Here is a 12,773-nt window from a genome sequence, read left to right on the forward strand (position 1 = left end):
CCCCTTCGCCATCTGCCGCTGCGGCCGGTGCGAGTGGCCTTGAGCGGCCATGTCTGGGCTTTTTCTGCCGCGGTTGAACGGCAGGCTTGGCTGTTGGGTTCACGGCCAAGGGTCGAATTCCCGAATTTTCGGGAACTGCGCGGCGAATAGGTCACAGGAGGTATCCTCTTGCGCGGGGCTGCGGGATCGGGGAACCTCCCCGCCACCATGGAACGACCGGGGGATTACGGATATGGCGAAGGTGGATACCAGCCGGATCATTGAAACTGAGCGGCTTATCTTGCGCCCGCACGGGGTGGAGGATTTTGCGGCCTGCGTTGCCGTGTGGGGCAACCCTGAGGTGACCCGCTATATCGGCGGCCGTCCGCAAACGCCTGAGGAGTGCTGGCACCGCCTTCTGCGCTACGCGGGCCACTGGTCGCTGCTGGGTTTCGGCTACTGGGCGGTCGAGGAGAAGGCGAGCGGGCGTTTCATCGGCGACATCGGTTTTTCGGACTTCCATCGCCCGATGGAGGAAAGCCTGAACTTCACCACCGCGCCGGAGGTCGGCTGGGTATTGTCGCCCGACGTGCATGGCAAGGGCTATGCCACTGAGGCGGTGCAGGCGGCCCTCGGCTGGGGCGACGCCTATTTTAAGGGACAGCGCTTCGTCTGCATGATCCACCCGGATAACCGCGCTTCAAGCCGGGTGGCGGAGAAGACCGGTTTCATCCCTTACGCCCACACGGACTTCAAGGGAGCGCCGACGGTGCTCTACGAGCGGCCGGCGCGCTAGCCCCTGCCCTTCGCGCAGGAGGGTAAGACCTTCTGAAAACAGAAGAAGCCCTGCCTTTCGGCAGGGCTTTCTGAAGTTTGGCTGTTGCTTATCAACAGTCTTGCAGGACGACGGCCTTCTTATTCCGTAATCCGGCGACGGAAGGTCTCCGGCAGGAACAGGAGGCCGACCACCAGGGTGATGCCCGCCACCACGATCGGATACCACAGGCCGTAGTAGATATCGCCCGTGGCTGCGACCATGGCGAAGGCCGTGGTGGGCAGGAACCCGCCGAACCAGCCGTTGCCGATGTGATAGGGCAGCGACATGGAGGTGTAGCGGATCCTGGTCGGGAACAGCTCCACCAGCATGGCGGCGATCGGGCCATAGACCATCGTCACGTAGAGGACGAGCAGGAACAGGATGCCGACCACGACCGGACGGTTGATCTCATCCGGGTTCGCTTTTTCCGGGTAGCCGGCAGCGGTCAGGGCCGCCTTGACCTTGGCCTGGAAGCCGGCGATGGCCGCCGCCTTGTCCGCACCCGCAAGGTTTGCCGGGTTCACGGCGTCGATCACCGTATCGCCGATGCGAACCTGCGCCACCGAGCCCGGCGCGGCATCCACATTGTGGTAGGAGACGCCCGCCTTGGCGAGGAACGACTTGGCGATGTCGCACGACTTGGCGTCATACTTGTTCTTGCCGATCGGGTCGAACTGGAGCGAGCACTCGTCCTGATGGGCGATGACGGTCACCGGCGCGCTCTGCTGCGCCTGGTAGAGGGCCGGATTGGCCGCCTGGGTCAGGCCGCTGAACAGCGGGAAGTAGGTGAGCATCGCCAGCGCGCAGCCCGCCAGGATGATGGGCTTGCGGCCGATCCGGTCCGACAGCCAGCCGAAGAAGATGAAGAATGGCGTGGCGAGCGCGAGCGCGATGGCGATGAGGATGTTGGCCGTCGCGCCGTCCACCCGCAGTGTCTTCTCAAGGAAGAACAGGGAGTAGAACTGGCCCGTGTACCAGACCACCGCCTGGCCGGCGACCGCGCCGAACAGGCACAGCAGCACGAACTTCAGGTTGCCCCACTTGGCGAAGGATTCGGTGAGCGGCGCCTTGGAGGTTTTTCCTTCCGATTTCATCTTCTGGTAAACCGGGCTCTCGCTCAGCTGCAGGCGGATCCACAGCGAAACCGCGAGCAGGATGATCGAGATCAGGAACGGCACGCGCCAGCCCCAGTCCGCGAAGGTTTCCTCGCCGATAAGGGTCCGGCAGGCAATGACGATGAGCAGCGCGGCAAAGAGGCCGAGCGTTGCCGTCGTCTGGATCCAGCTGGTATAGAGGCCGCGCTTGCCCTCGGGGGCGTGCTCGGCCACGTAGGTGGCGGCGCCGCCGTATTCACCGCCCAGCGCCAACCCCTGGATGAGCCGCAGCGCGAGCAGGATGATCGGCGCGGTCACGCCGATGGAGGCGTAGCTGGGCAGCACGCCGACCAGGAAGGTCGACAGGCCCATCAGGCCCATGGTGACCAGGAAGGTGTACTTGCGGCCCACCAGATCGCCGATCCGGCCGAACACGATGGCGCCGAAGGGGCGCACCGCGAAGCCGGCGGCAAAAGCCGCAAGAGCGAAGATGAACGCCGTGGTCTCGTTCACCCCCGAGAAGAAGTGAGTGGAAATGTAGCCGGCCAGAAGGCCGTAAAGATAGAAGTCATACCACTCGAACACGGTGCCGAGGGATGACGCGGCAATGACGAGCTTTTCGTTCCTGGCCACTTCGGGGCCGGAAAGGCCGTTCGTCATGCCGGCAGCAACGCTGTCAGCCATTGTGGTTCCTCTCCCCTTGTAATCGCCCTGTTCTGTTGTTGTCGGGCGGCGTGGTCCGCTCCTCAGGACCATGGTTGAAGGCTACGCCCTTTACGCCTCTCCGCTACCGCGACTTTAGTCTAAGTTCCGCGTTTTCGGCCCGGCCCGGAGGCGCTTTCAAGCAAGGTGCCGCACCCTGCGGTGAGCAAAGGTGCGGCCAATAAAGGGGTCACCGGGCCGTCCGCGATACGGAAGCATCAGAAGGCGTGCTTGGCGACGAAGTGCAGCCGGTCCAGCTTGCCGCTGTCGCCATTCAGCAGTTCGCGCTTGCCGTGGCGGTATTCGACGCCCAGGTCGAAGGCCTTTATCGGCGAGTAGAACAGGTTGATGGCATAGCTGCTGGCGGCCTCGTTTGCGGTCGCCGGGGCAAGGCCGCTCGGGTAGTCCACGTCCTGGAACGAGTACATCAGGTTCGTTCGCAGCTTGTCGGTGAGGCCGAAATGCAGGGCGGCAAAGCCGGCGGTCACATCCACCGTCTCCAGCCCCTGCGGCGCAGCGATCACGTCGGGCGCGAAGTTGACGCCGACATACCGCCCCACCCCCGAGCCGTGGGAGATCATGAAGCGGATGTCGTGACGGCCGTTCGCGCCGAACGGCACCTTGCCGGCAAGCGAAACGCCCCAGCCGGTTGTCGATTCATTGCTGGCCGCCGAGTTTACCTCCAGCTTGCGGACGACGCCCGCCAGCGTGAACTCGCCCAAGGCCGGCTTGAAGGCCAATTTGGCCGTGGCGTCGGGCAAGCTGTCGTCGTCGTTCTCCACCGTGGCGGGTGATGTCGGCGTGATGCTGGCCGTCTCCGGGTTTTCAAGGCCGAAGGTGAAGCTCAGCTGCCGGGTCAGCGGCCGGGTCACGCGCACCTGCATCTGCCGCACGAACACCGTGCCCTCCGAGACGCCGATGAAGTCCGCGCTCTCCGGCAGGGCGGCGGTGTTCTGAAACACGGTCCAGTCCTGGCCGAACACCCAGCCGTCGTAGCCGATGTAGGCGCGGCGCAGGGCAAGGTTGTAGCCGTTGGTGGTGCGCTCCGAGCCCTGCGTGCCCGGCGAGGTCTGGAAATCGGTTTCCACATAGGCGGTCAGGGTCTTGCTGCCCACCGGCGTCTCGGCGCTGATGGCAAGGCGTGTCTGCTTGGCATGAGCGTCGAAGTCGTTGCCCTCGCCCGCCCCCGGCGTTTTGTCCACCGGGATGAACTGCGGCAGGTAGAAATCCCGCCCCAGCCCGTTGGTGGCGGTGTCGCCGTCGCTGTAGTCGCTCACCATGGCGTCAGCCTTGATGAAGCCGCTGATCTTGAACGTGGTGTTGCCCACCCGGAAACCGCTTCCGCCCGCGGGTTGGGTCTGGGCCGACTGGGCCGAGGCGGTTTGTATCGGCGTTGATGTTGCGCCGTTTGCGGCCTGGGCCGTCACCGTTCCGGTGGTGACGGGGACGCCGGGCGCCGTCGCGGCGGCGGATGCCGCCTGCTGTCGCTTGGTGGCTTCCAGTTCGCCCTTCACCTCCCGCAAGGCGTCTTCAAGCTGCTTGACTCGCTGTTCCAGAACCGCCGTGCGATCCGCTTCCTGCGCGTTGGCAGGATGAATGGTCAGCGCGGCAGCAGCCACGCCGGCCAGGAGCATTCCACGGCGCTTACTCACGATTGTCATAGCGATCCTCCCCAAGATTCCGTCTCCGTGTTGGCGCGGGCTGGCCGGTCTGGCGCGGCCTCTTGTCGTGTCCCGCTGCGACGGTTGATAGGAGGCTTCAGGATATCGGGCCGGGAGGACAGCTAGACATTGGTCGAATAACCAGTTCTGGCAGCAGGTTAACGGCGCGGTTAAACCTGGTTTAAGACTAAAGTCGAACGGGGGAAGCCTTGCTCGGCGCGGCCGGATAGGCGAGGCTTGGCTCAAGGAAATAATTGGGGAGATCAGCAATGGCTGACGTGCAGCTTTTTCCGGTACCGGATGTTTGGCGGGAACGGGCGCGGGTCGATCGCGCGGCGTATGAAAAGATGCAGGCGGAGGCCCTGGCAGATCCCAGCGGCTTCTGGGGAGAGCAAGGCAAGCGCCTCACCTGGAGCAAGCCCTACACCCAGGTGAAGGATGTCTCCTTCCACCGGGAGGATTTCCGCATTCGCTGGTATCATGACGGCGAGCTGAACGTCAGCGTCAACTGCATCGACCGCCACCTGCCCGAGCGGGCAAACGACGTGGCGATCATCTGGGAGGGCGATGATCCCTCCAAGTCCCGCCACATCACCTATGCCGAGCTACACGCAGAGGTGTGCCGCTTCGCCAACGTGCTGAAGGCGCGCGGCGTCAGGCGCGGCGACCGGGTGACGATCTACATGCCCATGATCCCCGAGGCCGCCTTTGCCATGCTGGCCTGCGCGCGGATCGGCGCCATCCATTCGGTGGTGTTCGGCGGCTTCTCGCCGGACAGCCTGGCCGGGCGCATCACGGATTGCGAGTCGAAAATCGTCATCACCGCCGACGAGGGCCTGCGCGGCGGCAAGGCTATCCCGCTCAAGGCCAATGTGGATGCGGCTGTTGCCCAATGCGATGGCGTTGAGACCGTCATCGTCGTCACCCACACCGGCGGCAAGATCGCGATGACCGAAGGGCGCGATCTCCGTTACGAGGATCTGGTGGCCACCGTTTCCGCCGACTGCCCGGCGGAAAGCATGAACGCGGAAGACCCCCTGTTCATCCTCTACACCTCCGGTTCCACCGGCAAGCCGAAGGGCGTGCTGCACACCACCGGCGGCTATCTTGTCTACGCGGCGATGACGCACGAATACGTGTTCGATTACCGCCCCGGCGAGATCTACTGGTGCACTGCCGACATCGGCTGGGTCACCGGCCACAGCTATGTGGTCTACGGCCCGCTGGCGAACGGCGCGACGACCCTGATGTTCGAGGGCGTGCCCAACTACCCCTCGCCCTCCCGCATGTGGGAGGTGGTGGACAAGCATCAGGTGAACATCATCTACACCGCGCCGACGGCCCTGCGCGCCCTGATGCGCGAGGGCGATGAGCATGTCACCGCCACCTCGCGGCAATCCTTGCGCCTCCTCGGCACCGTGGGCGAGCCGATCAATCCCGAGGCCTGGCTGTGGTATCACCGGGTGGTGGGCGAAGGCCGCTGCCCCATCGTTGATACCTGGTGGCAGACCGAGACCGGCGGCATCCTCATCTCGCCGCTTCCCGGCGCGACCGACCTCAAGCCCGGCTCGGCCTGCAAGCCCTTCTTCGGCGTTGAGCCGCAGATCGTGGACGCGGACGGCAAGGTTCTGGAAGGCGCCACCGAAGGCAATCTGGTGATCGCCGACAGCTGGCCCGGCCAGATGCGAACGGTCTATGGTGACCACGAGCGCTTCTTCCAGACCTACTTCAGCGCCTATCCCGGCAAGTATTTCACGGGCGACGGCTGCCGCCGCGATGAAGACGGCTATTACTGGATCACCGGGCGGGTGGACGATGTGCTCAACGTCTCGGGCCACCGCATGGGCACGGCGGAAATCGAGTCCGCGCTCGTTGCCCATTCCAAGGTGGCCGAGGCCGCCGTGGTCGGCTTCCCGCACGACATCAAGGGTCAGGGCATCTACGCCTACGTCACCCTCAATGCCTCCGAAGCGCCGAGCCCGGCGCTCGCCAAGGAGCTGGTGATGTGGGTACGGCAGGAAATCGGCCCCATCGCCGCACCGGATCACATCCAGTTCGCCGTGGGCCTGCCCAAGACCCGCTCCGGCAAGATCATGCGGCGCATCCTCCGCAAGATTGCCGAGAACGACCTTACCAACCTGGGAGATACCTCGACGCTGGCCGATCCCAGCGTCGTTGAGGACCTGATCGGAAACCGTGCCCAGGCGGCATGACGGCTTCATCGGGGTCGGAGGGGCGGAAATGCTGCTCCCGGCCCCGATAAACCGCTGACAGAGCGCCCGGTCCTGCGCTAGTTTGAAGGGGCAAGGAGGGTTTGCTCGTGAGCGATGCAACCATTCTGGTGGCGGACGACCATCCGCTCTTCCGTGATGCCCTGAAGATCGCCGTCATCAGGGCCTCGCCCTCCGCCACGGTGCTGGAAGCCGGCAGCGTGGCCGAGGCGGCGGACCAGGTGCGCGGGGCCGACCGGCTCGACCTTATCCTGCTTGATCTCCGAATGCCCGATGCGGAAGGTTTCTCCGGCCTTGCCCTCCTGCATGCGGAGCGGCCGGGCACCCCCATCATCGTCATCTCGGCTTTGGATGCCGCGGACGCGGCGGTGCGCGCCCGGCGTTATGGCGCGGCCGGGTTCCTCAGCAAAACGGCGGACCTCAACACCATTCAGGCGGTGGTGAGCGAGGCGCTCAGTGGGCGCAGCGCTCTTACGGCCCTTGGCGCGCAAACCGAGGAAGAGGCGGAAATCGACGACATGGCGGCGCGCATCGCCACCCTCACGCCCGCCCAGATCAAGGTGCTGCTGGGTGTGCTGGCGGGCCGCCTCAACAAGCAGATCGCCCATGATCTCAACATCAGCGAAGCAACCGTCAAGGCGCACATGACCGCCGTGTTCCGCAAGCTGGGCGTGCAGAACCGCACTCAGGCGGTCATCGCCGCCCGTGCGCTCGGGCTGGATACGGCACAGCTGGACGTCTGAACCTTTTCGCTTTCCGAAGTCTCCCAAGGGGGCGCGACCCTGGCGGGGAATTCACCTGCTCCCTCAGGACCGTCTCTTCCGGCCAGCCTGGCGCGCCACGCGAACCGGCTTTGTCGGCTCCTCCGCCGCCTTGCCGGCAAGGAACGTTCGCAGCTCGGCCGGCTGGGCCGGCTTGTGCAGCACCGGCACGCCAAGCACTTCGGCGGCTTCCAGCACTTCCGGCGACGGGTCGGCCGTCACCAGCGCCGCGCGTGCGTCTGGCGCATGGGTCCGCACGGCTTTCAGCACATCAAGCCCGGTCTTGTCCGTTCCCAACTGGTAGTCGATGAAGGCGGCCTCAACCGGCTCGCCTCGCATCAGGATTTCCAGCGCCTCGTCGTAGGAGGACGCCAGCACAGCCTGGCAGCCCCAGGCCGTCAGCATGGCTTCCAGCGCCGCGAGAATGTCGGCCTCGTTGTCGACGCACAGCACCCGTCTTCCTGCGATGGCGGGGCCGAACCGGGCGCTGTCCTGCTGGCTCACCGCCTTGCCGGGGGCGGCGGCGCGCGGCACCCGCACCGAGAATACGCTGCCCTTGCCGACGCTTGAGCGCACGCCCAGTCCCGCGCCGATCAGCCGCGCGATGCGGTCCACGATAGCAAGGCCCAGCCCCACCCCCTCGTCGCCCTTTGATGGCACAAGGCGGCGGAACTCCTGAAAGATTTCGTGGTGCTTGTCGGGCGGGATGCCAGGGCCGCTGTCCCACACTTCGATCTGCACCCGCCCCTGCCGCATCCGGCAGCCGATGACGATGCCGCCCCTGTCCGTGTAGCGCACGGCGTTGGCGAGGAAGTTCTGCAGCACCGAGCGCAGCAGGGTCCGGTCTGTCCGCACCCACAGGCTGGAGGGGTAGGTTCGCAGCGACAGCCCCTTCTCCGCCGCCAGCGCCCCGAACTCCGTCGCCAGTTCATCGATCAGCCCGGCAATGGCGAAGGTGGATGGCTGGGGCTTGATGCCCCCGGCATCGAGCTTCGAGATATCGAGCAGAGCCCGCAGCAGCCGGTCCGCCGAGGCGATGGAGCGGTCGATGTTGGCAATGAGGCCCCGGCTCCCCTCCGGCACGCTTTCCAGCGCGGCGGCGGTGAACAGGCGGGCGGCGTGCAGCGGCTGCAACAAGTCGTGGCTGGCGGCGGCGAGGAAGCGGGTCTTGTCCCGCGTTGCCGCCTCGGCTGACTGGCGGGCGCGGATCAGCTCCTCCGCCGCCCTGGCCAGCGCCTCATTGGCGCCGGAAAGCGCCCGGGTGCGCTCCTCCACCCGCGCTTCTAGCATCTCGTTCGCCCGCTGGAGGGCGCTCTGGGCCTGTTTCTCGGCCGTGATGTCGGTGAAGCTGGTCACATAGCCGCCGCCGGGCATGGGCCCGCCGATGGTCTTCAACACGGTGCCGTTGGGGCGCACCCGCTCGTAGGTGTGGGGCAACCCCCGCCGCATGTGGGCCAGCCGCTTCTCCACATGGGCTTCCACCTCGCCGGGGCCGCATTCGCCTCGCATGGCGTTGTAGCGGATCACATCGGCGATCGGCCGTCCCACCCGGATGAACCCCGACGGGAAATCGAAGATTTCCAGATACCGGGCGTTCCATGCCACCAGCCGCAGCTCGTGGTCCACCACGCTGACGCCGGGGCCGATGTTCTCCAGCGTTGCGGCCAGAAGGCCCTTGGAGAATTGCAGGCTCTGGCCGGTCTGGTCCAGAAGGCGCACCACTTCGCCCACGCTGAGGCTCGCGCCTGAAAGCGCCGAGGTGACGATGATGCGGGCCGAGGGCGCGCCGATCACGCCTGCCACCAGCCGCTCGGTCAGGCGGGCGGTGATGCCGTCGATGGGGTCCGTCGGCAGCAGCGGATGCTGGCGCTGTTTCGACAGGGCACTGAACGCCTCCGCCGCCGCCTCTGCGCCCACGAACCGCTCCGCCAGCCGCTGGAGGTCGCCGACCGTGCGGGTATGCTCGATGTTGGGCCGGGTCTGCGGCAGGCCGGTGGCGGCGTCTTCCCCCTCTTCCGTCGTCGCGCCGCGCCCGCGCAGGGAAAAGGCGAAGTAGAGCAGAACATTGACGCCAAGGCTCCACAGCACCCCGTGTGTCAGCGGGCTGATGCCCTCCAGCCCCAGCAGCGCATAGGGGTGAAGGTTGTAGTTTGCCGCGAGATCATACCAGCGGGCGGCCGCCGGATTGCCGGTCAGCAGCGAGGGCAGGAACAGGGTGTAGAACCAGAAGACGCTGCCGCCGATGAGCCCGGCGAGCGCCGCGCGCGGCTGGTTGCGCTCGAAGTAGACCGAGCCGATCAGCGCCGGGGCGAACTGGATGACGGCCGCAAAGGCGATGAGGCCCATGGAGGCGAGCGAGCCGAAATGTTCGGCTGCCTGGTAGTAGCCGCAGGCCGCGAAGATGATGGCGATGATGGTGATGCGCCGGGTGATGAGCAGCACCCGGCCCAGGTCTGCCTCCCGCGCAATGGCCCGGTGGCTCAGCAGCAATGGGGCCAGCAGGTCGTTGGAGACCATGGTGGAGAGCGCCAGCGTCTCGACGATCACCATGGCCGTTGCCGCCGAGAAGCCGCCAAGGAACACGAACAGCGCCACGATCTCCGCGCCGCCGTAGAGCGGCAGGTCGATGACGAACAGGTCCGGCGAGGCGGTATCCGGCAGCAGCGCGAGGCCCGCCAGCGTGGTTGGCAGCACCACCAGCGTCATGATGCCCATGTAGAGGGCGAAGGGAAACCGCGCCTGGCGGATATCCTCCGGCGATTGCGCCTCGACTACGCCGATGTAGAACTGGCGCGGCAGGCAGATGATCGCCGTCATCGACAGCAGCGTGATGGTCAGGAAGTCTGGCGACAGATTGTCCAGCGAAAACAGATCGCCGAACCGCGCCCACCCCCGCGCTTAGGCCGCCTCCGGCGCGTGGAGGAACATGAAGAGGGCGAAGATCGCCACCCCCACCAGCGCCGAGATCTTCACCACCGATTCAAACGCGATGGCGACCACGAGGCCCCGGTTCCGCCCCGTTGAGTCATAGCGCCGCGTGCCGAACAGGATGGCGAACAGGGCAAGGATGCCGGCGATCACCAGCATGGTGGTGAACAGCGACTGGCCGCCGCTGCTGCCTGGGGCGCTGCCCACCAGCTCGGCATAGCTGGTGCTGACCGAGCGCAGCTGGAGCGCGATATAGGGCAGTGCCGCCAGCAATGAGAGGGTGGTCACGATCGCCGCAATTACCCGGCTCTTGCCATAGCGGGAGGAGATGAAGTCCGCGATGGAAGTGCTTCCGGCCCGCTTGGCGACCGCCACCAGGCGGGTCAGGAAGCGCGGCAGAAAGAGAAAGGTGATGGCCGGGCCGACCAGAATGGGCAGGTAGTTCCAGCCGCTGCTCGCCGCCGTGCCCACTCCGCCAAAATAGGACCAGGAGGTGAGATACACCGCCAGCGCTAGCACGTAGGTGACGGAATGGCTGGCGGTTCGGCGGCCTTGCGCCGCCCGCCGTTCCACCGTCCAGGCGACGAGGAACAGCAGCAGGGCATAAACAAGCGCAACGCTTAGCGACAACCAGGACATGGTCTTCCAGCTCCCCCGCCCCCATCGGCGGCCTTGGCTCACCATGCCATATCAGGCAGCCGCGCGGCAGTAGCCAAAGGTCTAGCTGGTTCGGCCCGGCGTTCGGATGCTCGCCAAGGAGGGCGCGGCCCCCGCCGAACCCCTTTCGTTCTAAACGGACGCACCCGTCAACATCCAGAAAACCCCGCAGCCATGCAGGGCGCGGCCGGACAAACAAATGGAAGGTGCAGGAGGGGTAAGCCCCTCCTGCGTAATCATATCCCAGATAACAGACCTTACGCTCGTTCGCGGAAGGCGGTGAACCGGATGTCCTTGTTCTCCTCCGCCGCGCGGTCGAGCCGCCACTGGCTGCGGGCCATGTAGACCGGGTGGCCGTCGCGGTCCTCCGCCATGTCGGAGCGGTTGGCTTCCATGAAGCGCTTGAGTGCCTGCGGGTCCTCGCTCGTCACCCAGCGGGCGACTTCGTAGGGCGATTCCTCAAAGCCGATCTCCACCTTGTATTCGGCAAGCGCGCGGGAGGCGAGCACCTCCAGCTGGAGCGCACCGACGACGCCGACGATCCAGTTGGAACCGATGGACGGGCGGAACACCTGAATGACGCCTTCCTCGGAGAGATCCTGCAACGCCTGCCGCATGGGCTTCACCCGCAGCGGATCGCCCAGGCGCACGCGGCGCAGGATGTCCGGCGCGAAGTTGGGAATGCCGGTGAAGCGCAGCTCCTCCCCTTCGGTCAGCGTATCACCCACGCGCAGCGTGCCGTGGTTGGGGATGCCGATGATATCCCCCGGCATCGCCTCTTCCACCAGTTCGCGGTCCTGCGCGAAGAAGAAGATGGGGTTGTTGACCGCAAGCGTCTTGCCGGTGCCGATCTGCTTCAGCTTCATGCCGCGCTTGAACCGGCCCGAGCACAGGCGGAAGAAGGCCACCCGGTCCCGATGGTTCGGGTCCATGTTGGCCTGCACCTTGAACACGAAGCCGCTCACCTTGGGCTCGCTCGCCTCGACGGCGCGCGGCTCGGCGGGCTGGGTGCGGGGAGAAGGCGCCAGGGAGCCGATCGCGTCCAGCAGCTGCTCGACCGAGAAGTCCTTCAGCGCCGAGCCGAAGAACACGGGGGTGAGATCACCGTTGAGATAGGCTTCCCGGTCCGGCTCCGGATAGGCGGACTGGGCCAGCTCGGCGGTTTCGCGGAACTCGGCCAGCACGTCGGCGGGCACGGCCTTGTCCAGTGCCGCGTCGTGCACGCCCGAGAGCGGCACATACTTGTCGTAGGCCCCGCCCCGGCCGTGGCTGGAGGCGAGGAATTCGTTCTTCCGCAGGTCGTAGACGCCGTGGAAGGTCGAGCCTGCGCCGATCGGCCAGTTCATCGGCGTCACGTCCAGCGCCAGCGTATTCTCGATCTCGTCCAGCAACTCGAACGGGCTTTTGGATTCCCGGTCGATCTTGTTGATATAGGTGATGATCGGGATGTTGCGGATGCGGCAGACTTCCAGCAGCTTGCGGGTCTGGCTCTCGATACCCTTGGCCGCGTCGATCACCATAACCGCGCTGTCGACCGCCGTCAGGGTGCGGTAGGTGTCTTCCGAGAAGTCCTCGTGGCCCGGCGTGTCGAGCAGGTTGAAGGTGATGCCGCCGCGCTCGAACGTCATCACCGAGGAGGTGACGGAGATGCCGCGGTTCTTCTCAATATCCATCCAGTCCGAGCGGGCACGGCGGCGCTCGCCGCGCGCCTTCACCTGCCCCGCCAGCCGGATCGCGCCGCCGAACAGCAGCAGCTTTTCGGTGAGCGTGGTTTTACCGGCGTCCGGGTGCGCGATGATCGCGAAGGTGCGCCGGTCGCTGGCGTTCTCCGGCCGCCCCGCCGGGCTCCGGGTCGCCTCGCCTGCCTCGGCGCCTGCCCTCACGGTGGTCGTTGCGATCTGGTCGTCGTCGAAACTGGTCACTGCGGATGCTACTCGCTCTGG

8 protein-coding genes are annotated in these 12,773 nt (G+C 66.0%); 3 read left to right on the top strand and 5 right to left on the bottom strand.

The window, feature by feature from the left end:
* Positions 1-232 precede the first annotated feature (232 nt).
* Positions 233-775: a GNAT family N-acetyltransferase gene (locus L0C21_RS08375; protein ID WP_259277921.1), complete on the top strand. Its 543-nt coding sequence runs from the start codon at positions 233-235 to the stop codon at positions 773-775.
* A gap of 119 nt (positions 776-894) precedes the next feature.
* Here L0C21_RS08375 and L0C21_RS08380 read toward each other — a convergent pair whose 3' ends face one another.
* Both L0C21_RS08380 and L0C21_RS08385 read right to left on the bottom strand, forming a co-directional pair.
* Positions 895-2,550 (bottom strand): MFS transporter, encoded by a 1,656-nt coding sequence (locus L0C21_RS08380; RefSeq protein WP_259278849.1) that lies wholly within the window; start codon positions 2,548-2,550, stop codon positions 895-897.
* Between the two features lie 260 nt (positions 2,551-2,810).
* Positions 2,811-4,253, bottom strand: coding sequence for a DcaP family trimeric outer membrane transporter (locus tag L0C21_RS08385; protein ID WP_259277922.1), 1,443 nt, complete (start codon positions 4,251-4,253; stop codon positions 2,811-2,813).
* A gap of 269 nt (positions 4,254-4,522) precedes the next feature.
* On the opposite strand from L0C21_RS08385, the gene acs reads away from it, so the two are divergent.
* The gene (acs, locus tag L0C21_RS08390) at positions 4,523-6,466 is read left to right on the top strand and encodes an acetate--CoA ligase (protein WP_259277923.1); all 1,944 of its coding nucleotides are present in this window, start codon (positions 4,523-4,525) and stop codon (positions 6,464-6,466) included.
* A gap of 107 nt (positions 6,467-6,573) precedes the next feature.
* Positions 6,574-7,227 carry a response regulator transcription factor gene (locus tag L0C21_RS08395; RefSeq protein WP_259277924.1) on the top strand — a complete coding sequence of 218 codons (654 nt, stop codon included), beginning with the start codon at positions 6,574-6,576 and terminating at the stop codon, positions 7,225-7,227.
* A 63-nt stretch (positions 7,228-7,290) separates the two neighbouring features.
* On the opposite strand, the gene L0C21_RS08400 is transcribed toward L0C21_RS08395, so the two are convergent.
* The 3 genes from L0C21_RS08400 to L0C21_RS08410 form a co-directional block, all read right to left on the bottom strand.
* On the bottom strand, positions 7,291-10,062 hold the full coding sequence (locus tag L0C21_RS08400) for a hybrid sensor histidine kinase/response regulator (RefSeq protein WP_259277925.1): 2,772 nt from the start codon (positions 10,060-10,062) through the stop codon (positions 7,291-7,293).
* Positions 10,063-10,143: 81 nt separating this feature from the next.
* Entirely contained in the window at positions 10,144-10,812 is a 669-nt protein-coding gene (locus L0C21_RS08405) for an SLC5/6 family protein (RefSeq protein WP_259277926.1), read from the bottom strand.
* Positions 10,813-11,087: 275 nt separating this feature from the next.
* Positions 11,088-12,713, bottom strand: coding sequence for a peptide chain release factor 3 (locus L0C21_RS08410; RefSeq protein WP_374940252.1), 1,626 nt, complete (start codon positions 12,711-12,713; stop codon positions 11,088-11,090).
* Positions 12,714-12,773: the final 60 nt, after the last annotated feature.

Source organism: Pedomonas mirosovicensis (assembly GCF_022569295.1).
Taxonomy (GTDB): domain Bacteria; phylum Pseudomonadota; class Alphaproteobacteria; order Sphingomonadales; family Sphingomonadaceae; genus Pedomonas; species Pedomonas mirosovicensis.